Here is a 20,527-nt window from a genome sequence, read left to right on the forward strand (position 1 = left end):
GGTCTGGGGGTTTGTTGAAACACCTAAAGTTTGGGGGGAGGGGAGTGTGTTTCCCCTTTCTGCCCCCCGGAAGGAACAACCCCCCCCCCGCCCCCCTGGGTGGGGTGGCCGGGGCGCGCGGGTGGGCGCTGAGGGTGGGGCGCTCGCAGGTGGGACGGCTGGGGCGTTCGGGCGCGGGGCGGCGCGTCGTCAGCGGGCCAGCAGGGGGAGCGGGGCGCCGGTGCGGGCGGGCAGTTCGAGGCGGGTGAGCAGGGCGGAGGGCGAGACCTCGATCACCCGGCAGCCGGCCCGGTGGCGGCAGTGGCGGGCGACGGAGCCGTGCCGCAGGCGGTCCAGGCGGCGGCGGGTGGCGGCGCCGAGGACGAGCAGGTCCTCCGGGCCGGTGACGGCGCCGACCAGGGCGGGGCCGGGTTCGGCGTTGACCACCAGCGGGTGGATGACCAGGCCGGACGGGTAGCCGCCGTAGGCCTGTTCGAAGGCGATGTCGAGGCGCCGGCGCGCGGCGTGCTCCAGTTCGGAGGGCGGGCGCCGGCCGTCCCGCTCGATCGCGGTCCAGGCGGCGACGGGCACCAGCATCGCTTCGTGCCGGGCTGCTTCGCCGACGGCGTGGTAGAGGGCGGCCAGACTGCTCAGTGACCCGCTCAGGCCGACGATCACTCGGGTGGTCCCGGTCATGGCCGTTCGCCTCCGTCTCTCCGGCGACTCTCTCCATCGGGCTCCGCCGGTTCGGCACTCCTTGCTTCGGATGACTCAAGTGAACCCCGGAACGGACGCCTCCGTACCGCCGCTGACACCACCATGACGCAGGTCGCACACATCTTGACGGCCTTCTGACACGGCCCGTCGGCGGCGGTGCGGCGGGATTTCCCGGCCGGTGCCTCCCGGTCGATGCCTCCCGGCCGGTGTCTCCCGGCCGATGCCTCCCGGCCGGTGTCTCAGCCCAGCCCCGGGACGAACTGGATCAGCAGGTCGATCGCCTTGATGCCGAGGAACGGCAGCACCAGCCCGCCCAGTCCGTACACCCGCAGGTTGCGCCGGAGCAGGTCGGTCGCGGAGGCCGGCTGGTAGCGCACGCCGCGCAGGGCGAGCGGGATCAGGGCGACGATGATCAGCGCGTTGAAGATGATCGCGGAGGCGATCGCCGAGGTGGGGCTGTGCAGTTCCATGATGTTCAGGTGGTGCAGCCCGGGGTAGGCGTTCGCGAACATCGCGGGGATGATCGCGAAGAACTTGGCCACGTCGTTGGTGATCGAGAAGGTGGTCAACGCGCCTCGGGTGATGAGGAGTTGCTTGCCCACCCGGATGATCTCGATCAGCTTCGCCGGGTTGGAGTCGAGGTCGACCATGTTGCCGGCCTCCTTGGCGGCCGGGGTGCCGGAGTTCATCGCGACGCCGACGTCGGCCTGGGCGAGCGCGGGGGCGTCGTTGGTGCCGTCGCCGGTCATCGCGACCATGTTCCCGGCGGCCTGCTCGCGCCGCAGGTGGGCGAGCTTGTCCTCCGGGGTGGCCTCGGCGAGGAAGTCGTCCACCCCGGCCTCATCGGCGATGGCGCGCGCGGTCAGCGGGTTGTCCCCGGTGACCATGACCGTACGGATGCCCATCCGCCGCAGCTCGGCGAAGCGTTCGGCGATGCCCTCCTTCACCACGTCCTTGAGCTCGACGACGCCCAACGCCCGTGCGCCGTGCCGGTCGTGGACGGCGACCAGCAGCGGGGTGCCGCCGGACCCGGCGATCCGGTCCACCAGCGGCTCGGCCTCCATCGGCAGCCGTCCGCCGGAGTCCACCACCCAGCGGGCGACGGCGCTCGCGGCGCCCTTGCGGATCAGGCAGGTGGTGCCGTCCGGCCAGGTGAGGTCCACGCCGCTCATCCGGCTGTGCGCGGTGAACGGCACGGGCCGCTGTTCGCCGAGTTCGCCGGGGGAGCGCGGCGGCACCCAGTATTGACGGTTCGTCAGTTCGACCAGTGACCGCCCCTCCGGTGTCCCGTCCGCGACGGAGGCCAACTGGGCGGCCTCGGCGAGCTGTTCGGTGGTCGCGCCGGGCAGCGGGTGCAGGGCGACGGCCCGGCGGTTGCCGTGGGTGATGGTGCCGGTCTTGTCGAGCAGCAGCACGTCCACGTCCCCGGCGGCCTCCACCGCCCGGCCGGAGAGCGCGACCACGTTGCGCTGCACCAGCCGGTCCATGCCGGCGATGCCGATGGCGGAGAGCAGGGCGCCGATGGTGGTCGGGATGAGGGCGACCATCAACGCGACCAGCACGATGGTGGTTTGCGGCGCGTTGGCGTAGATGGCCATCGGCTGGAGCGACACGACGGACAGCAGGAAGACGATGGTCAGCGAGGCCAGCAGGATGTTGAGCGCGACCTCGTTCGGCGTCTTCTGCCGGTCGGCGCCCTCGACCAGGGCGATCATCCGGTCCACGAAGCTCTGCTCGGGCCGCGAGGTGACCCGGACGACCAGGTGGTCGGAGAGGACCTTCGTCCCGCCGGTGACGCCGGTGCGGTCGCCGCCGGACTCCCGGAGCACCGGCGCGGACTCCCCGGTGATCGCGGACTCGTCGACGGCGGCGACGCCTTCGACCACCTCGCCGTCCCGCGGGATCACCTCGCCGGCCGGCACGAGGACGATGTCGTGCAGCAGCAACTGCTCGGCGGGAACGACCTCGTGGCGCAGGTCGCGGGTGCCGACCCGCCAGTGCGGCAGTCGTCGCGCCGTGGTGGTGGACCGGGCGCGGCGCAGCGATTCGGCCTGCGCCTTGCCGCGGCTCTCCGCGACGGCCTCGGCCAGGTTGGCGAACAGCACGGTCAGCCAGAGCCAGAAGGAGATCACCCAGGCGAAGACGCTCGGGTGGAGGACGGCGCTGACGGTGGTGAGCGCGGAGCCGCACTCGACCACCAGCATCACCGGGTTGCGCGTCATGGTGCGCGGGTGGAGCTTGCGGACGGCGGCGGGCAGTGCCTCGGCCAGCTGGCGGCGGGTGATCAGCTGGCGGCGGACGCCCGGCGAGGTGGGCCGGTGGCCGGGCGGCGGCCCGGGCGCACGGTCCGGGCGCCGGAACAGGTTCTGCTGGTCGGTGGTGTCCGGGGTGGTGAGGGCCGAACGGCGCATCGTCTCGGGGACCTTCCGGGCCGCCCGGTCGGGTGGGGCGGCGGTTCGGTGGGGCTGCGGGGACGGCGGACAGCCCACCACCGGAGCACCGGGGGACATGCCCGCCTTGACGAGGCCTTGGCGGCGCGGCGGCCGTCCTTGACAGACTCCTGACACCGCGGACGGGCCGCCGCAGGACCACTGTCAGGAGGGCGTCAAGGACCGGGCCCGGGACGTACGTCATGCGTCAAGGACGGGTGCGGTCGGTGTGCGGAGGGTCTCCACTGGAGGTGTCCGGCCGTACGGGCCGCCGCTGGAAGGGACCTGCCATGACCACTGTCACCGCCGTCGTCGACCTCGACGAGCCGCTGGAGCGGACGGTCCGCCCGGTGGCCGTCGCCTGGCGCCGGGACCGCCCCGGGCCGCCGGAACCGGCCCCGGCGGCGGACCGGGAACGCACCCGTCCGGCGCACTGCCGGTTCGCGATGCACTACGAGGACTGACACCCGGACCGACACCCGGACCGACACCCGCCGGAGCACCCCGTCGCCCACGCGCCCGCCCACAGGAGTAGCCGCCATGACCCAGCTCGTCGCCCGGCCCGTCACCGCCCCCGCCCCCGCGTCCGTCACCGCCCCCACGTCCGTCACCACCTCCGCCGATGCGCTCGGCGGCCCCTGGCCCGCCTCGGCGCGGCCCGGCCGGGGAGGCGAGGTGCTGGTCGGCGGTGTGGGACTGGCGGAGGCCGCCGAGCGGTTCGGCACCCCGCTGTACGTGCTGGACGAGGCCGAGGTCCGGGGCCGGGCCCGGGCCTACCGGCGGGCGCTGCCGCACGCCGAGGTGCTGTACGCGGCCAAGGCCTTCCTGTGCAGCGCGATGGCCGACTGGGTGGAGCAGGAGGGGCTGGGGCTGGACGTCTGCTCGTCGGGCGAGCTCTGGCTGGCCGTCTCGGCCGGCTTCCCGGCGCAGCGGATCCTGCTGCACGGCAACGCCAAGTCCCCGGAGGAGCTGCGGCTGGCGCGGCGGCTGCGGGTCGGGCGGATCGTGATCGACGGCCCGGCGGAGATCGCCCGGCTGGCCGCGCTGGTGGCGGCGGACACACCGCAGAAGGTGCTGGTCCGGGTGGTTCCCGGGATCGCCGCCGGGCACCACGCGGCGGTGCGCACCGGGGTCGGCGGGCAGAAGTTCGGTTTCCCGATCGAGGGCGGTGACGCGGCGGACGCCGTCGCCCGGGTGCTCGACCAGCCGGGCCTCGAACTGGCGGGACTGCACTGCCACCTGGGCTCGCAGATCACCTCGGTCGAGCCGTACCTGCTCGCGGTGGACGCGCTGGTGCGGCTGCTCGCCGAGGTGCGGGAGCGGCACGGCGTGGAACTGCCGGAGCTGGACCTCGGCGGCGGCCACGGCATCCGCTACCTGGCGGGGGACGAGGCGCTGGACCTCGCCGGGTTCGCGGTGCGGGTGACCGACCGGCTGGCGGTGCGCTGCGCGGAGGCCGGGCTGGAGGTGCCCCGGCTGATCGTCGAACCCGGTCGCGCCGTGGCCGGTCCGGCCGCGGTGGCCGTGTACCGGGTGCTGTCCGTCAAGCACTCGGCCGACGGCCGCTGCTTCGTCGCGGTGGACGGCGGCATGAGCGACAACCCGCGCCCGGCGCTGTACGGATCGCCGTACGCGGTGCGGCTGGTCGGCCGCCGTTCGGAGGCGGGGGAGGCGAGGGTGGACGTGGTGGGCCGTCACTGCGAGGCCGGGGACGTGCTGGTGCGGGACGCGGCGCTGCCCGCCGACCTGCGCCCGGGCGACCTGCTGGCGATGCCGGCGGCCGGTGCGTACCAGCTGTCGATGGCGTCCGGCTACAACCTGGTCGGCCGCCCGGCCGTGGTGGCGGTGAAGGACGGCCGGGCGCGGCTGCTGATCCGGCGGGAGACGGTCGAGGACTTCCGCCTGCGCGAGGTCGGCCGCTGACGGCTGACGGCTGACGGCGGTTGCGCGGAAAGTCGGCCGGGTCGACTTCCCGCGCGGAAAAAGCAGGTGGGAGGCCCTGTCCGCCGTTGATAGGGTCCCGCCCCGTGACGAACTGGCGCGAGATCCACGAGAACGACTGTGCACTCCCCCCGGGGCGCGGGCTGGACGACCTGACCGCGGAGCTGGCGGAGGCTCTGGGGAGCCCGGACCCCGAGATCAGGGACGGTTACCCGTACGCGGTGCTGGACGCCTGGATACGGAGCGGGGTGATCGACCGCGAGCGGTGTCTGGCGCTCGGTGACCTGATGGCGGAGCGCTTCACCGATCCGCGGATCGAGGCGCGGACCTTCGCCCCGCTCGTCCTGAGGATGATCGTGAACCGGGGCGGTGCCGGGCCCGGGTGGCTCGACGCGTTCGCCGCCTGGTACCGCGCGGAGGCCGACCTGCGGGGCCGTGACGACACGCTCGGCTGGCTGCACGCGGTGGCGCACGGCGCGGACCTGCTGGGGGCCTTCGGCCTGCGGCCCGAGGTCGACCCCGGACCACTGCTCGGGCTCGCCGCCGAGCGCCTGCTCGCCCCGACGGAGTACCTGTTCGCGGAGCGGGAGGACGACCGGCTCGCCAAGGCGGTGGCCCTCGTCCTCACCCGCCCCGACCTGACGCCGGAGCGGTCGACCGCCTGGCTGGCACCGATCGCCGAGGCCCTCGCCCCGTACGAGTACGGGCCGATGCCGGTCTGGGCCTCCAACGCCGTCCGCACCCTGCGGGCCCTGTACCTGCTGGCGGACCTCGGGGTCTGCGCGGACCGCGGCGGCCGCCCCGTCCCGCTCGCCCACGGCGAGGTGGTCAAGGCCCGGGTGGCCGAGGTGCTGCGCCTGCCGCTCGGACAGGCCGGGGACGGGATCCCCACCCGGTCCGAGGGCGCCTGACGCGTCCCCCAATGTGACTGAACAGGACCGCTTCTGTCGGTTTGTCATCCCTGACGCATGAGGTAATTGATGCGAACTCGACCATTTGTGGCGGGCCGCTGTTAGGCTGCGCGACTGAATACGAACTCTCCACGATGTAAAAGGACTTGGAAGAGAGGGTGAAGGATCGCTCCTTCGCCGCCGCCGCCGACACCCGAGGAGCCACGTGAGACCCGAAGACGTCCCCCTGTTGTTCCAGGAGTTGGCCCGCGAGTTCGCCGACGTCACCGACATGTCGGTGGCGGCGACCGGTTCCCTCGCCCGCGGCGACCACCGCACCGGGCCGAGCGGAGACGTCGTCTCCAACCTCGACCTGGTCCACGTCGTGGCCGAGGACGCGGACGTGCCGGAAGTCCGCGACGTGGTGGGACGGAGGATGCGGCGGATCTCCGACACCTTCCGGATCGAGACGACGTCCGTCATCGCCAGGCTCCCGGCGTTCCGGCTGGCCGGCCACGCCCACTACCGGATCAGCATGAGGCCCGAGTGGTTCTGCGACGGCCTCGCACTCGGACCGGAGGGCTTCGACCTGCCGGGCCGCGACGACGGCGACCCGCACGGGGCACTGGCCTGGATGATGCAGCCCGTCCCCTACTACCTGGCGAAGGCGACGGCCGTGGACCCGACGACCAACCTCGCCAAGGCCCGCAGGGCCGCGACGCGGCTGGCCGACCGGTTCGACCTCAAGGGGGTGCGCGACGGCCTCGACGACCTCCCGCACGCCCTGCGCGCCCTGATCGCCGAGCGCGGCGTCACCCCGCTCGAATCCACCGCGCGCTACCTCGCCACCCCCACCCACCCCGCCGTCGCGCAGCTCGTCCGCGACGCGGTCTTCGTCGAGAGCATGGGCCTGTCGTCCGCCGACTCGATGGTCGTCCTGCTGCCGTCCGCCCCGAACTGACCACCACCGGAGAGCACCCCATGTCCACCCGGCAGCACGTGGAGATCCTGCCCCCGCACCCCTTGCGGGCCGGCTACGACAGGTCCTTGGAACGCGGGTCGATAGCCGACGACTTCCAACGGCGCCTGGAGCCCGCCAACTTCAACCCGGGCTACCTCGGCGCCCTGACCGAGCGGGTCGAACTGGCCCTGGGCCGGGACCCGGCGGACGAGACCATGCGCTGGCGCCTGGCGTTCCTGCTGCTCCAGAACAACGCCACCGCGGCCGCCGTCGAACGGGCCGAGGACCTGCTCGCCGGAGCCGTCCTCCCGCAGAGCCGGCGGCTGGCCCACCTGGTGGCGGGGATCCGGAGCCGGGCCGGCCGGCCGCGCACCGGACGTGGCGTCCGGCGGGTCAACTGGTCGATCAACAACCGCTGTCCGATGTCCTGCCAGGGCTGCTACAACCCGTTCGCCGCGGAGCAGATCGACCTGGCCCAGGCGGACCGGATCATCGCGAAGCTGGCCGCGCACGGGACCACCGACCTGGTGCTGGCGGGCGGCGACCCGCTGCTGTGGCCGCCGATCTTCGACGTGGTCGACCACGCGATCGCCGCCGGCCTCAAGGTCGGCCTCGACACCACCGGATACACGCTCACCGCCGAGAAGCTCGACCGCCTCCGCGGCCTGTCCTCGCTGCGGCTGCCGCTGGACGCCGTCACCGCGGACGTGCAGCGGGCGTTCCGCCGCAGCCCGGACGCCGACCTCCTCCGGGCGCTGCTGGAATCCCTCGCCCTGTGCGACGCCGAGGGCTTCGACCGGGTGCGGGTGCACACCGTGGCGAGTGCCGAGAACCTCCACCAACTGCCGGAGCTCGCCGCCGAGATCATGTCCCACCCTTCGGTCGCCCAGTGGGTGATCTTCCAGTGGTGGGGCCGGCGGGCGTCGCCGGCCACGGTCCGCAGGCTCGGGGTGGCGGTCGAGGACGTCCGCGCGGTCGTGGACGGGATCCGGCGCGACCACCCCGGCCGGGAGATCCACCTCGCGGAGAGCAGCGAGCGGGAGCTGCTGAACTGGATGATCCAGTCGAGCGGGCAGGTCGTCACCTTCGGGTCGGGCGCGGAGGAGGAGTTCATCCTGGGCAACCTCCTGACCGACGAGGTCGAGGAGATCCTGACCCACCCGATCCTGGACTTCGAGGCCATGTCCCGCGGGATCCCGGTCACCCCGGGAACGCGCTTCCCCGGCGCCGACGGGGGCGCCCCGTAGGCGGCGGACCGGACCTGCCCCCTCGCCGGCGGGCACCGGGTGCTGCGCGGTGCCCGCCGGCGGCGGTCGGATCAGGCGGCGAGCAGGTACCAGCCCCCGAGGCCGCTGCACATGCTCGCGTTGTAGGTGCCCGCGCGGAAGCCGGCCGGAACGGGCTGGTAGGGGCACATGTACTCGCCGACGCGGGCCAGTTGCTGGTACCACGAGCCGATGTTGCCGCAGCCGGAGTTCATGTGGCCGGTGAGCACGTAGCCGGGCGGGATAGGCGAACCCGCGCAGGTGTACTGGCCGTCGCGGGGCAGCTCCAGGTACCAGTAGTCGATGCCGCTGCAGCCGGTGGCGTTGTGGAGGGTGATCACGTAGCCGGGGGGAATCGGAGAGGTGGCGCAGGTCCAGATGCCGTTCTGCACGGGCTGGATGTACCAGGCGCCGGCCTTGTTGCACCCGCTCGGCTGGCGCTGGGTGATCACGTAGCCGTCCGGTACGGGCGTGCCGGGACAGACCCATCCGGGGGAGGCCTGGGCGGCGGCGACCGGTGCCGCACCGGCCGTGCCGGCGGCCGTGCCGGTGAGGACGGCCACCAGCAGGGTGACCACCCCCACCGCGGCGGCGAGCCGGCCCCGGACTGCCGCCGTCCATGAACGACCGAGCACGTGGCGATACTTGATGTTCACTTCTCACCAGTCCAATCGACGGGTCCGCGAAGCGCCGCGCGATGGCCGTACGACGCCGTGCCGCGGAGCTGGACCGACCCTAGTCGGACGGACGGTGGGGCCGGTCGAGACTGGATGAATACATGACAAACCTGGCCGGAAAGCGACCCGGACCCCTCCCGCCGGGTCGAGTCACCCGCTGATAACGGAACGGTTGCGGAGCCCGCCGTTCCCCTCTCCAGGGCTTGACGGCACGGGGAGGGCGGGCGTTTGCTGTGTCCGCTCGTTCGAACCTGTTTGGTTCTGGTCTGTTTTGTGTGTTTGAACGTTCAAACGGACCCGAGCGACCCCCGTCGCACCTGTCACACCCACCACCCCCTGCGCATCACAGCCTTCCGGCGCCACCCCACCGAGAGGAATGCAATGTCACACCTTTCTCGTCGCGACCTTCTCCGCGCCTCCGGAGCCGGCCTGCTGGCCGTCGCCGCCGGCGGCACCCTCGCGGCCTGCGGCGGCGGCTCCGGCTCGGGAGGCGCCGCCGGCGGGGACGCCGACACCGGCACGATCACCGTCTGGTCCTGGGCCACCGCCGCCGACGCCCTGCGCGGCATCGTCCCGGCCTTCGAGAAGGACAACCCGGGGATCAAGGTCGACGTCCAGGACATCGGCGAGCCCGCCATCTGGGACAAGATCACCGTCGGTCTGGCGGCCGGCGGCCAGGGCCTCGGCGACGTCCTCCACATCGGCTGTGACTACCTGCCCGGCTACCAGGAGAAGTTCCCCGGCGGCCTGGCCGACCTCTCCGCGCTCGGCGCCGACGCCCACAAGGACAAGTTCGCCAAGGGCCTGTGGCCGGTCGTCACCGGCAAGGACGGCCACGCCTACGCGCTGCCCTGGGAGGTCAACGCGCTGGGCTTCTTCTACCGCAAGGACTACTTCGACAAGGCGGGCATCGACCCCGAGGCCTTCGCCACCTGGGACGACCTGCTCGCCGTCGCCGACCGCTTCAAGGCCGCCAACCCCGGCATCGCGCTGATCGGCGTCAACCGGGCCGCCAACCCCACCCCCGACCTGGACTTCCTCCAGGGCCTGATGCAGCTCCAGGGCGCCTTCTACTTCGACCTCCAGGGCAAGATCACCGTCGCCTCGGAGCCGGCCGTGCGGGCCCTGACCATCATCAAGCGGCTGGACGAGGCCGGGCTGATCGGTGACACCCCCGGCGTCCAGAGCTGGCAGCCGGTGATGAAGAGCGGCAAGCTCGCGGTGGCCGCGATGCCCACCTGGGTCGCGCACTACCTGGAGAAGAAGTTCCCCGACCAGAGCGGCAACTGGCGCCTCACCAAGCCCCCGGCGGTCACCCCCGGCGGCAAGCGCACCGCGCTGGTCAACTCCACCCACCTGGCCGTCGCCGCCTCCAGCCCGCGCCGCCGCGCCGCCTGGAAGTTCGTCGAGTACGCGCTCACCCGCACGGCCTCGGTCAACACGATGTTCAACGCGGGCGGCGTCTTCCCGGCCCTCACCGAGGCCTACGCCGACCCGATGTACGCCGCGCCCAGCGCCTTCTACGGGGGCCAGGCGGTGCTCAAGACCTTCACCGACCTCGCCATCGAGGGCGGCGACCCCACCAACTACTCCGGCGACTACGCCCGCGCCCTCAAGCTCGTCAGCGACGCCCAGACCAAGGTCCTCCTCAAGGGCGCCGACCCGGCCGCCGTCCTCCAGGACGCCGCCAAGCAGCTCGCCCAGCAGACGGGGCGCGGTATCGCATGAGTGCCGCCAGCCCGACCTCCGCCGCCCTCGCCGGGAAGGCCCGGCCGAGCCGCCGGCGGCGCACCGCCCTGCCGTACCTGCTGCTCGCCCCGGCCCTGCTCACCTTCGGCGTGTTCAAGGCCTACCCGATCATCGAGTCGCTGTGGCTCTCCTTCACCACCGGCGCCGGCGCCGCCACCCGCAGCGCCGGCATCGCCAACTACCAGCGGCTGCTGGACGATCCGCTGTTCTGGACGGCCCTGCGCAACACCGGCGAGATCCTCGTCGTCCAGGTCCCGCTGATGCTCGGACTGGCCCTGCTGATGGCCGTCGGCATCAACTCCGCGGTGGTGCGCTGGCGCACGGTGTGGCGACTCGGCGTCTTCATGCCCTCGGTCACCGGCCTGGTCGCCACCGGCGTGATGTTCGCCTACCTGCTCAAGTCCGACGACGGCGCGGTCAACTGGGTGCTGAACGCCGTCGGCCTGCCCTCCGTCGACTGGCTGGGCCAGCCGGTCTGGGCCCGGATGGCCGTCGTGGTGGTGCTCACCTGGCACTACACCGGCTACAACGCCGTCATCTACCTCGCCGGACTCCAGTCCATCCCGAAGGAGTTGTACGAGGCCGCGATGGTCGACGGCGCCGGTCCGATCCGCCGCTTCACCTCGATCACCGTCCCCGCGCTGCGTCCGGTGCTGCTGTTCACGGTCGTGCTCTCGACCATCGGCACGCTCCAGCTCTTCGACGAGCCGTACGTGCTGACCGGCGGCGGGCCGGACAACGCCACCCTGACCGTCTCCATGTACCTGTACCAGAACGGCTTCCGGTACTTCGACTTCGGCTACGCCTCCGCCATCGCCTACGCGCTCACCCTGATCGTGTCGGTGCTCGGCGCCCTCCAGATGCGCCTGATGGGAGAGCGCGACAAGTGACCTCCAAGACCACCACCCCCCAGACCACGACGCCCGGGACCACGACGCCCGGGAGCACGACGCCCGAGGGCGCGACACCCCGGAGCGCTGCGCCCGGGGGCGCGACCCCCCGGAGGGCGAACCCCCTCAAGAAGCTGCGCGGCTGGCCGCTCACCTTCTTCCTGGCCGGCATCACCGGGCTGTCGATCGCCCCCTTCTACTGGCTGGTGGTCTCCGCCACCCGCAAGGACACCGAGGTCTTCGACTGGCCGCCCAAGCTGCTGCCCGGCGGGAGCCTCGGCGAGAACCTGAGCCACCTCCAGCAGAAGATCGGCCTGCTCCGGGTGATCGGGAACTCCGTGCTGGTGGCGGGGGTCCAGACGCTGGGCGCCCTCGTCGTGGCGCTGCTCGCGGGCTACGCCTTCGCCAAGTTCCGCTTCCGCGGCCGCACCCTGCTGTTCGCACTGCTGCTGTCCACCCTCGTGGTGCCCGAACAGGTCACGCTGGTACCGCTGTTCAAGATGATGACGAACTTCGGCCTGCTGGACACCTACCAGGCGCTGATCCTGCCCGGCCTGTGCGTGCCGTTCGCCATCTTCCTGATGCGGCAGTCGCTGAGCAGCCTGCCGGACGAACTCCTGGACGCCGCGCGGGTCGACGGCGCGGGCGAGATCCGGGTGCTGTTCAGCGTGGTGGTGCCGGTCATGCGGCCGGTGCTGGCGGCGCTGTCGATCTTCCTCTTCCTGGGGTCCTGGAACCAGTTCGTCTGGCCGCTGATCGCCCTGCGCAGCCCCGAGATGCACACCCTGCCGGTCGCCCTGGCGACGCTGCACGGCAACAAGTCCAACACCGACTACGGCGCGATCCTCTCCGGCACCGCGCTGTCCACCCTGCCGATGATGGTCCTCTTCCTGGTCCTCCAGCGGCAGTTCATCTCCGGCCTGCTGGCCGGCGCCACGAAGGGCTGACCATGACCGAGAGCACGACCGAGAACAGGAACGAGAGCACGACCGGGAGCCCGAGCGGGAGCACGGGCGGGACGACGACCGGCACCGACGACGTCTGGGAGCCGCACGCCCCCACCGCCGCCGGCGGCCTGCGCCGGCTGTACGCCGACGGGCTGGACCTGCGGGTGAGCGGCACCGGCACGGCCCGGGGCATCGCCGACGGGGTGGTGGAGGTGACCGCCGAGGGCGCAGGCGAGGTGCGGATCGAGTGGCGCGTGCCCTGCGTGGACGCCACCGCCCTGTGGACCCCCGAGCCGCGCGGCACCGGCCGGCTGCCCGCCGCCTGGAGCGCCCCGCGCCGCACCTCGCTGGCCAACGGCGCGCCGATCGCCGCACTGGTCGGCACCGGGGACGTCGCCCTGTGCGCCTTCGCCGCCGGGCGTCCGGACGTGCTGACCGGGGCCGGAGTGGTCGAGGAGACCGGCGAGTTCCGGTTCTGGGCCCAGGCCACCGACCGGCTCACCGTCCGGATCGACACCTCCCGCCGGCACTTCGGGCGCGCCCTGGCCGACCTCGCCGCCTGGTGGGGCGAGGGCCGCACGGCCGACATCCCGGACGCCGCCCGCCGCCCCGCGTACTCCACCTGGTACTCGATGCACCAGGACATCACCCCCAAGGGCGTCGAGACCCAGGCCGCGCTCGGCAAGGAGCTGGGCCTGGACGTGATCATCGTGGACGACGGCTGGATGACCGCCGACCGCACCCGCGGCTACGCCCACTGCGGCGACTGGGAGCCGGTCTCGCTGCCCGACACCGCCGCCCACGTGCGGCGGGTGCACGACCTCGGCGTGCGCTACATGCTCTGGTACGCGCTGCCGTTCATCGGCAAGGACAGCGCCGCGTACCGGGAGATCGGCCACCTCGCGCTGGCCGACGCCGCCCACATGGGCGCGATCGTCGCCGACCCGCGCCACCCCGAGGTCCGGGCCTTCCTCACCGACCGGCTCGCCCGGGCCGTCGAGGAGTGGGGCATGGACGGCCTCAAGGTGGACTTCGTCGACTGGTTCGCCCGCGCCGCCGAGAGCGCCGACGCCCCGCCGGCCCGCCCCGGCGCGGACTGCGCGACCGTCGACGAGGGCGTGGAGCGGCTGCTCGCCGGGATCCGCGGCCGGATCACCGCCGCCGACCCGGAGGCGATGATCGAGCACCGCCAGCCGTACGTCAGCCCCGGCCTGTGGCCGTACGCGACCATGATCCGCGCCACCGACTGCCCGCTCAGCCCGCAGGAGAACCGGCAGCGGACCGTCGACGTGCGGCTCGCGGCCGGGCCCGTCCCCGTCCACGCCGACATGCTGATGTGGCACCAGGGCGAGCCGCCGGAGCAGGTCGCCTGCCACCTGATCAACGTGCTGTTCTCGGTGCCGCAGATCTCCGTCGACCTCGCCGCGCAGAGCGAGGCCCAGCGCGAGACCATCGCCTTCTGGCTCGGCGTCTTCCGCGAGCACACCGCCACCCTCCAGCTCGGCGAACTGCTCCCGGCCCGCCCGGACCTCGGCTACCCGATGGTCACCGCGCGCGGCGCCGACACCGTGGCGGTGGCCCGCTACGCCGCACTGCCGGTGGACGTCTCCGGCGGGGACTGGCGCACCCTGCTGGTCGCCAACGCCGACGCCGACCCGGACGTCCGGCTCACCGGCGGCCGCGGGCAGGTGGCGGTGACGGTGCAGGACGCCCGGGGGCGTATCGTCCGGCAGGGCGAGGTCGAGCTGGACCGGGCGGACGCGATCGTGGTGCCGCGCGGCGGACTGCTGACCCTGCGCCGGGCCTGACCTCGCGCCGGGCCTGACCCTGCGCCGGGCCCTGACCCCGCGTCGGGCCCGGTCCCGCGCAGGGCCCGACCCGCTCGGGGCGGCGGACCGGCGCCGGCCCCGTCGTCCCGAGCCCCGACCACCCCTGGAGGACCGCATGCCCGAGGGACCGCACCGGCCGCGCCGTGGCGCCGCCACGATCGAGGAGGTCGCCCGGGCGGCCGGGGTCTCCCGGCAGACCGTCTCCAACACGCTGAACGCGCCGCAGCGGGTCCGCCCGGAGACCCTGGAGCGGGTGAACGCGGCGATCCGCGAACTCGGCTACCAGCCCGACCAGTCGGCCCGCTCGCTGCGCAGCGGTGCCCGCCGCACCATCGGCTACCTCGCCCCGGTGGACGACCCGCTCGACCCGAACCCGCTGATGGCCGGCTTCCTGGAGGCCCTGGTCGACGCGGCCGGGGCGGCCGGGCAGCGGGTGCTGCTGTTCCGGCCGGGGCAGGGCGCGGCCGACCCGGCGGCGGCGATCGACGAACTGGTGGCGGCCCGCCAGGTGGACGGACTGGTGCTGGCCGACGTGCTGCACGAGGACGTCCGGATCGCCCATGCGGCCCGGCTCGGCGTCCCGTTCGTCAGCTTCGGACGGACCGGGCCCGGGCAGCCGCAGCACTGGGTGGACATCGGCAACGAGGCGGCGATGGCCGAGGTGGTGCGGCACCTCGCGGCGCTCGGCCACCGCCGGATCGGCTACCTCGGGGCCGCCGAGGAGCTGCCCTGGATGGCGGCGCGGCGGGCCGGGTTCCTCGCCGAGGCCGACCGGCTCGGCCTGTCCGCGGTGGCGACGGGCACGGCGAGGGCCGGGGCCGTTGACGGAGCCGGTGACGGGGCCGGGGGAGCGGCCGGGGGCTCCGTGACGGCCTCCGTACGGGCGCTGCTGCGCGGGCCCGACCGGCCGACCGCCGTCGCGGCCGGCAGCGACCTGCTGGCACTGGACGTGTACGAGGCGGTCCGGGCGGACGGACTGGTGATCGGGCCCGGCGGGGTGGCGGTCACCGGGTTCCACGACACGCCGCTCTGCCGGCACCTCCATCCCGGGCTGACCTCGGTCCGGCTGCCGCTGCGGGCGATCGCCACGGCGCTGGTCGGCCGGCTGCTGGACCAGGTGCGCGGGCGGGCGGCGCCGGGCGAGGGGCTGGAGCTGCCCACCGAGCTGGTGGTGCGGGGGAGTTCGGGCCGCTCCGGCGGGACGCAGCGACCCGGCTGGTCGGGCTGGTTCGGCGAGCCGGGGCGGTCGGGTGAGCCGGGGCGGTCGGGTGAGTCGGGGCGGCCGGACCGGTCGGGCTAGCCGGGCCGGTTCGTGCGGTCCGCCGTCGCCGCCACGATCAGCTCGCCGACCATGCCCGCGGCGGCCGCCCGCTGCTCGGCGGGCAGGGCGTCGTCGGTGACCAGGACGTCCAGCTGGTCCAGGTCGGCGAAGGTGGCCAGGCCGACCGCGTTCCACTTGGTGTGGTCCGCGACCACGACCACCCGGCGGGCCGACCGGAGGAAGGCGCGGTTGGTCTCCGCCTCGGCGAGGTTCGGGGTGGTCAGCCCGGCCTCGGGGGAGAGCCCGTGGCAGCCCAGGATCAGCAGGTTGACGTGCAGGGAGCGGATCGCCCGGTCGGCCACCGGCCCGACCAGCGCGTCCGAGGGGGTCCGCACGCCGCCGGTGCGGATCACCGTGGCGGTGGCCGGCGTGCCGTCCTCGGCGGGCTGTTCCAGCAGCTCGGCGATCCGCAGCGAGTTGGTCACCACGGTCAGGCCCTCGACCGCGCGCAGGTGCCGGGCGACCGCGAAGGTGGTCGTCCCGCCGGCCAGCCCGACCGCCGAACCCGGCGGGACGAGCGCGGCGGCGGCCCGGGCGATCGCCTCCTTGGCGGGCAGCTCCCAGTGCGCCTTGGTCTCGAACCCGGGCTCGCCGGTGGCCGGCGCCTCGACCCGGACGGCGCCGCCGTGCACCTTGTGGACCAGGCCCCGGCGCGCCAGCGCGTCCAGGTCGCGCCGGACCGTCATGTCGGAGACCCCGAGGTCGCGGACCAGCTCGGTGACCCGGACCCCGCCGCGCTCGCGGATCTGCTCCAGGATCAGCACGCGGCGCTGTCCGGCGAGCGGTTGGGCGCTGTCAGCCATCGGGAGGCCTCCTTCGAGCACTTCGGCCACGTGCTCATGGTGGATAATGTTTGAGATTGTAGCTTTCTGTTGATTTACCCATGTCCAATGGCTTCACTCGGAGGAAGAAGGGCCATGCCCGGTACGTCCCTGACCCAGCCCACCGTCAGGACAGTGACCACCCTCGCGGACGGTCGGCAGCTGATCTACTACGACGGCGGCACCGCCGCCCCCCGGAGCGCGGTGGACGAACGGCCGCTCGACCCGCAGACCCCCGGTTCCGAGGTCCGGCTGGACCCGGCCACCGGCGACTGGGTCACCATCGCGGCCCACCGCCAGGCGCGCACCTACCGGCCGCCGGCCGAGGAGTGCCCGCTCTGCCCGTCCCGGGACGGGCGGCTCAGCGAGATCCCGGCCGAGGACTACCAGGTGGCCGTCTTCGAGAACCGCTTCCCCTCGCTGGCCGGCCCGCCCGCGGAGCCCGTCCGGGCGGCCGGGGGCCTGTGGACCAGCGGCCCCGGCGCCGGGCGCTGCGAGGTGGTCTGCTTCACCGCCGACCACGAGGCCTCCTTCGCCGACCTCACCCCCGAGCGCGCCCGGCTCGTCCTGGACGCCTGGACCGACCGCACCGCCGAACTCTCCGCCCTGCCCGGCGTGCGGCAGGTCTACTGCTTCGAGAACCGGGGCGCCGAGATCGGCGTCACCCTCGCCCACCCGCACGGCCAGGTCTACGCCCTGCCCTTCACCGCCCCGCGCACCGCCCGGATGGCCACCCGTGCCGCCGAACACCGCGCCGCCACCGGCCGCAACCTCTTCGAGGACCTGCTCGCCGCCGAACGCGCCCACGGCGACCGCATCGTGCTCGCCGGAACGCACTGGACGGCCTTCGTCCCCTTCGCCGCCCGCTGGCCGTACGAGGTCCACCTCCACCCGCACCGCCGGGTGCCCGACCTGACCGCGCTGGACGCCGAACAGCGGGACGAATTCCCCGCCCTCTACCTGGAGTTGCTGCGCCGCTTCGACCGGCTCTTCGGCACCGGCCGGACCCCGTACATCTCCGCCTGGCACCAGGCCCCGGCCGGACAGCGGGACGAACTCGCCCTGCACCTGGAGCTGTTCACCATCCGGCGCGCCGCCGACAAGCTCAAGTACCTGGCCGGGGTGGAATCCGGCATGGACGCCTTCGTCAACGACGTCACCCCCGAGGACGCGGCCCGCCGGCTGCGGGAGGTCGCCGCATGAACACCTTCGAGCAGCTGTACGGCCGCCCCTCCGAGGGGGAGTGGGCCGCCCCCGGCCGGGTCAACCTGATCGGCGAACACACCGACTACAACCTCGGGTTCGTCCTCCCCATCGCCCTGCCGCGGACCGTCCGCGCCCAGGCCGCCCGGCGGGAGGACGGACTGCTGCGGCTCTGGTCCGCCCAGGGCGGCGCCCTCGTGACGCTGAAGGTGGACGACCTCGCCCCCGGCTCGGTGCCCGGCTGGGCCGGCTACCCGGCCGGGGTGGTGTGGGCGCTGCGCGAGGCCGGGCACCGGGTCGGCGGGGCCGACCTCCGGCTGGACAGCGACGTGCCCGGCGGCGCCGGGCTCTCCTCCTCGGCCGCCCTGGAGTGCGTCGTCGCCGCCGTCTGCAACGACCTGTACGGGCTGGGCCTGGCGGGCCCGGAGCTGGCGGTGCTGGCGCAGCGGGCCGAGAACGCCTTCGTCGGCGTGCCCTGCGGAATCATGGACCAGATGGCCTCGATGTGCTGCCGCCCCGGGGCCGCCCTGTTCCTCGACAGCCGTGATCTGACGATGCGTCAGGTGCCCGTCGACCTCGCGGGCGCGGGCCTCGCCCTGCTCGTCCTGGACACCCGGGTGAAGCACGACCTCGGCGACGGCGCCTACGCCGCGCTGCGGGCCGGCTGCGAACGCGCCGCCGCCCTGCTCGGGCTGCCCGCGCTCCGCTCGCTCCAGCAGTCCGGACTGGCCGAAGCGCTCGCCCGGCTCCCCGAGGACCTGGTTCCCCTGGTGCGCCACGTGGTCACCGAGAACGCCCGGGTGGAGGCCGCCGTCGCCCGTCTGGACGCCGGCGACCCCGCCGCGCTCGGCCCGATCCTCACCGCCGGGCACGCCTCGCTGCGCGACGACTACCGGGTCTCCTGCCCGGAGACCGACCTCGCCGTCGACGCGGCCCTGGCCGCCGGCGCCCACGGCGCGCGGATGACCGGCGGCGGCTTCGGCGGCTCGGTCATCGCCCTGGTGGACGCGGACACCGCCGAGCGCGTCGCCGCCGAGGTCACCGCCGCCTTCCGCGAAGCCGGGTACGCCGAGCCGCGCACCCTCACCGCCGTCCCGGCGGAGGGGGCGCGCCGGCTCCGCTGAACCGCTCCGCCGGGCGGGGGCTCGGGACAGGCCCTACGCCCGGTGGGCGGCCGGGCGCTCCGGGGAGGCCTCCGCGAGCGCCCGGGTGACCGCCTCGACCCCGGCCCGCAGCCCGTACACCGGGGTGGCCGGCTGCTGGCGCCAGGACTCGTCGATCCCGCCCGCGTCCACGGTGTCGAAGCCCAACGCGTCGACCAGCTCCCGCACCACCCGCTTGGCCGCCTCGTCGTCCGACGCGACCGGCACGGCGATCCGCTCCGGGTCCCCGGCCGGGCGCGGGCGCTCCAGCAGGTCCTGGGCGTAGGTGCCGTTGAACACCTTCACCACCCGGTGCCCGAGGTGCTGCTCCGTCCACCGGCTCTCGGTGAGCCCGCCGTCCTCGATCGCGTCGATCCGGCCGTCGCGCTCCTTCGGGTAGTAGTTGCCGGTGTCGATCACCGCGACGCCCTCGGCGGCGCCGTCCAGCAGCCCGGCGGGCAGGTCCGGCACGCGCTTCAGCGGCACCGTCACCACCACGACCTGCGCGCCCCGGGCGGCCTCGGAGACCGTCACCGCCGTCGCGCCGGTCTCCTCGACCAGTGCCTTGAGCGTCTCCGGGCCACGGGAGTTGGCCACCGATACCTCGTGCCCCAGCGACGTCAGCCGTCGCGTCAGGTTGCCGCCGATGTTGCCCGCGCCGATGATGCCGATCTTCATGGGAAGTCCCTCTTCGCGAGTGCCGTATTGGACCGTCGCCCTGGCCCAACCGTCCGGTGATCGCGCCGATTCCCGGTTTGCAGGGTGGTTTTCCGGGACCCACGGTCGAGGCGGGCCTGGTGCCGTCCCGGCACCGGTCGCGAAGGTGAACGGCATGAGCCACACTTCCTCCGACGCCACCGCTCTTGCCGACGCCACCGTCCCCGGCGACGCCACCGCTCTTTCCGACGCCACCGTCCCCGGCGACGCCACGGTCCTCGTCACCGGCGGCACCAGCGGCATGGGCCTCGCCACCGCCCGTCACCTCCTCGCCACCGGTGCCCGGGTCGTCGTCACCGGCCGCGACGACGCGCGGCTCGCCCGCGCCGCGGCGCGCCTCGACGCCGGCGACCGGCTGCTCACCGTCCGCGCCGACGCCTCCGTGGCGGCCGACCTCGCCCGGCTGGCCGACACCGTGCGGGAGCGGTACGGCCGGCTCGACGGGGTCTTCGCCAACGCCGGCGTGGCCGGCTTCCAGCCGGTGGACGAGGTGACGGAGGCCGAGTTCGACCGGATCGTCGCCGTCAACCTCAAGGGCGTGTTCCTCACCGTCCAGCACGCCCTGCCGCTGCTGGACGCCGCCGGCGGCGGATCCGTCGTCCTCAACGCCTCCTGGACCCCGCACCGCGGCCTGCCCGGCGCCGCCGTCTACGCCGCCACCAAGGCCGCCGTCCTCAGCCTCGCCCGCACCCTCGGCAGCGAACTGGCCGGCCGCGGCATCCGGGTCAACTCGGTCAGCCCCGGCTACATCGTCACCGAGATCTTCCACGCGGCCCTCCCGGACCCGGCCGACCACGAGGCGGTCCGCGGCCACGTCCCGCTCGGCCGCCTGGGCACCGCCGAGGACGTCGCGCAGACGGTCGCCTTCCTGCTCTCCGACCGCTCCTCGTACATCACCGGGCAGGACATCGTGATCGACGGCGGGCTCGTCCCGGCCTTCCCGTCCCTGACCGGCTGACCGCCCCGGCCCCGGGGGGGGGGGGGGGGCGGGGAGACTCACCCGCTGGGGACAAAGAAAAAAGAAACGACCCTCAAGCAGGGTCCACGTG

At 73.8% G+C, this 20,527-nt stretch carries 18 protein-coding genes; 13 read left to right on the forward strand and 5 right to left on the reverse strand.

Translation table 11 applies throughout. The features are described 5' to 3' along the window. Positions 1-189: 189 nt before the first annotated feature. Positions 190-675 (reverse strand): universal stress protein, encoded by a 486-nt coding sequence (locus tag ACFVGO_RS04800; RefSeq protein ID WP_359898838.1) that lies wholly within the window; start codon positions 673-675, stop codon positions 190-192. Between the two features lie 260 nt (positions 676-935). Beyond that, positions 936-3,107 (reverse strand): potassium-transporting ATPase subunit KdpB, encoded by a 2,172-nt coding sequence (gene kdpB / locus ACFVGO_RS04805; RefSeq protein ID WP_380630864.1) that lies wholly within the window; start codon positions 3,105-3,107, stop codon positions 936-938. A gap of 308 nt (positions 3,108-3,415) precedes the next feature. On the opposite strand from kdpB, the gene ACFVGO_RS04810 reads away from it, so the two are divergent. The 5 genes from ACFVGO_RS04810 (at position 3,416) to ACFVGO_RS04830 (ending at position 8,164) form a co-directional block, all read left to right on the forward strand. After that, positions 3,416-3,589, forward strand: coding sequence for a hypothetical protein (locus ACFVGO_RS04810; protein ID WP_380630865.1), 174 nt, complete (start codon positions 3,416-3,418; stop codon positions 3,587-3,589). Positions 3,590-3,665: 76 nt separating this feature from the next. After that, positions 3,666-5,048, forward strand: a complete 1,383-nt coding sequence (gene lysA, locus ACFVGO_RS04815; RefSeq protein ID WP_380630866.1) for a diaminopimelate decarboxylase — start codon at positions 3,666-3,668, stop codon at positions 5,046-5,048. Positions 5,049-5,152: 104 nt separating this feature from the next. Beyond that, positions 5,153-5,977 (forward strand): DUF2785 domain-containing protein, encoded by an 825-nt coding sequence (locus ACFVGO_RS04820; protein WP_380630867.1) that lies wholly within the window; start codon positions 5,153-5,155, stop codon positions 5,975-5,977. A gap of 205 nt (positions 5,978-6,182) precedes the next feature. Continuing rightward, positions 6,183-6,917 (forward strand): hypothetical protein, encoded by a 735-nt coding sequence (locus tag ACFVGO_RS04825; protein ID WP_359898829.1) that lies wholly within the window; start codon positions 6,183-6,185, stop codon positions 6,915-6,917. A 20-nt stretch (positions 6,918-6,937) separates the two neighbouring features. Continuing rightward, positions 6,938-8,164, forward strand: coding sequence for a radical SAM protein (locus ACFVGO_RS04830; protein ID WP_380630868.1), 1,227 nt, complete (start codon positions 6,938-6,940; stop codon positions 8,162-8,164). Positions 8,165-8,235: 71 nt separating this feature from the next. Here the strand turns inward: ACFVGO_RS04830 and ACFVGO_RS04835 are convergent, their stop codons facing one another. Further along, positions 8,236-8,817 carry a hypothetical protein gene (locus ACFVGO_RS04835; RefSeq protein WP_380630869.1) on the reverse strand — a complete coding sequence of 194 codons (582 nt, stop codon included), beginning with the start codon at positions 8,815-8,817 and terminating at the stop codon, positions 8,236-8,238. Positions 8,818-9,240: 423 nt separating this feature from the next. Between ACFVGO_RS04835 and ACFVGO_RS04840 the strand changes: the two genes are divergently transcribed. From ACFVGO_RS04840 to ACFVGO_RS04860, 5 genes are all read left to right on the forward strand, one after another. Then, a complete protein-coding gene (locus ACFVGO_RS04840; RefSeq protein ID WP_380630870.1) occupies positions 9,241-10,587 on the forward strand; it encodes an extracellular solute-binding protein in 1,347 nt (448 codons plus the stop codon). Continuing rightward, positions 10,584-11,498 carry a sugar ABC transporter permease gene (locus ACFVGO_RS04845; protein WP_359898821.1) on the forward strand — a complete coding sequence of 305 codons (915 nt, stop codon included), beginning with the start codon at positions 10,584-10,586 and terminating at the stop codon, positions 11,496-11,498. Before ACFVGO_RS04840 ends, ACFVGO_RS04845 begins: the two co-directional genes overlap by 4 nt. Then, on the forward strand, positions 11,495-12,445 hold the full coding sequence (locus ACFVGO_RS04850; protein ID WP_380630871.1) for a carbohydrate ABC transporter permease: 951 nt from the start codon (positions 11,495-11,497) through the stop codon (positions 12,443-12,445). The genes ACFVGO_RS04845 and ACFVGO_RS04850 overlap by 4 nt, the downstream gene beginning before the upstream one ends. A gap of 2 nt (positions 12,446-12,447) precedes the next feature. Next, on the forward strand, positions 12,448-14,253 hold the full coding sequence (locus ACFVGO_RS04855) for a glycoside hydrolase family 36 protein (RefSeq protein ID WP_380355510.1): 1,806 nt from the start codon (positions 12,448-12,450) through the stop codon (positions 14,251-14,253). A 136-nt stretch (positions 14,254-14,389) separates the two neighbouring features. After that, positions 14,390-15,574 carry a LacI family DNA-binding transcriptional regulator gene (locus tag ACFVGO_RS04860; protein ID WP_380630872.1) on the forward strand — a complete coding sequence of 395 codons (1,185 nt, stop codon included), beginning with the start codon at positions 14,390-14,392 and terminating at the stop codon, positions 15,572-15,574. Here the strand turns inward: ACFVGO_RS04860 and ACFVGO_RS04865 are convergent. Further along, a complete protein-coding gene (locus tag ACFVGO_RS04865) occupies positions 15,571-16,398 on the reverse strand; it encodes a DeoR/GlpR family DNA-binding transcription regulator (RefSeq protein WP_359898814.1) in 828 nt (275 codons plus the stop codon). The genes ACFVGO_RS04860 and ACFVGO_RS04865 overlap by 4 nt on opposite strands. A gap of 114 nt (positions 16,399-16,512) precedes the next feature. Here ACFVGO_RS04865 and galT point away from each other — a divergent pair, with 114 nt between their 5' ends. Together galT and galK are read left to right on the forward strand one after the other, a co-directional pair. Further along, complete coding sequence (gene galT / locus ACFVGO_RS04870) at positions 16,513-17,619, forward strand: galactose-1-phosphate uridylyltransferase (protein ID WP_380355516.1); 1,107 nt, start codon at positions 16,513-16,515, stop codon at positions 17,617-17,619. Further along, positions 17,616-18,743 (forward strand): galactokinase, encoded by a 1,128-nt coding sequence (galK, locus tag ACFVGO_RS04875; protein ID WP_359898810.1) that lies wholly within the window; start codon positions 17,616-17,618, stop codon positions 18,741-18,743. Before galT ends, galK begins: the two co-directional genes overlap by 4 nt. A 33-nt stretch (positions 18,744-18,776) precedes the next feature. On the opposite strand, the gene ACFVGO_RS04880 is transcribed toward galK, so the two are convergent. Then, positions 18,777-19,439 (reverse strand): NADPH-dependent F420 reductase, encoded by a 663-nt coding sequence (locus tag ACFVGO_RS04880; RefSeq protein WP_380630873.1) that lies wholly within the window; start codon positions 19,437-19,439, stop codon positions 18,777-18,779. 154 nt (positions 19,440-19,593) lie between these two features. Between ACFVGO_RS04880 and ACFVGO_RS04885 the strand changes: the two genes are divergently transcribed. After that, positions 19,594-20,436 (forward strand): SDR family NAD(P)-dependent oxidoreductase, encoded by an 843-nt coding sequence (locus ACFVGO_RS04885; protein ID WP_380630874.1) that lies wholly within the window; start codon positions 19,594-19,596, stop codon positions 20,434-20,436. Positions 20,437-20,527 lie beyond the last annotated feature (91 nt).

It is taken from the genome of Kitasatospora sp. NPDC057738, assembly GCF_042798815.1.
GTDB classification, from domain to species: Bacteria; Actinomycetota; Actinomycetes; order Streptomycetales; family Streptomycetaceae; genus Kitasatospora; species Kitasatospora lactacystinica.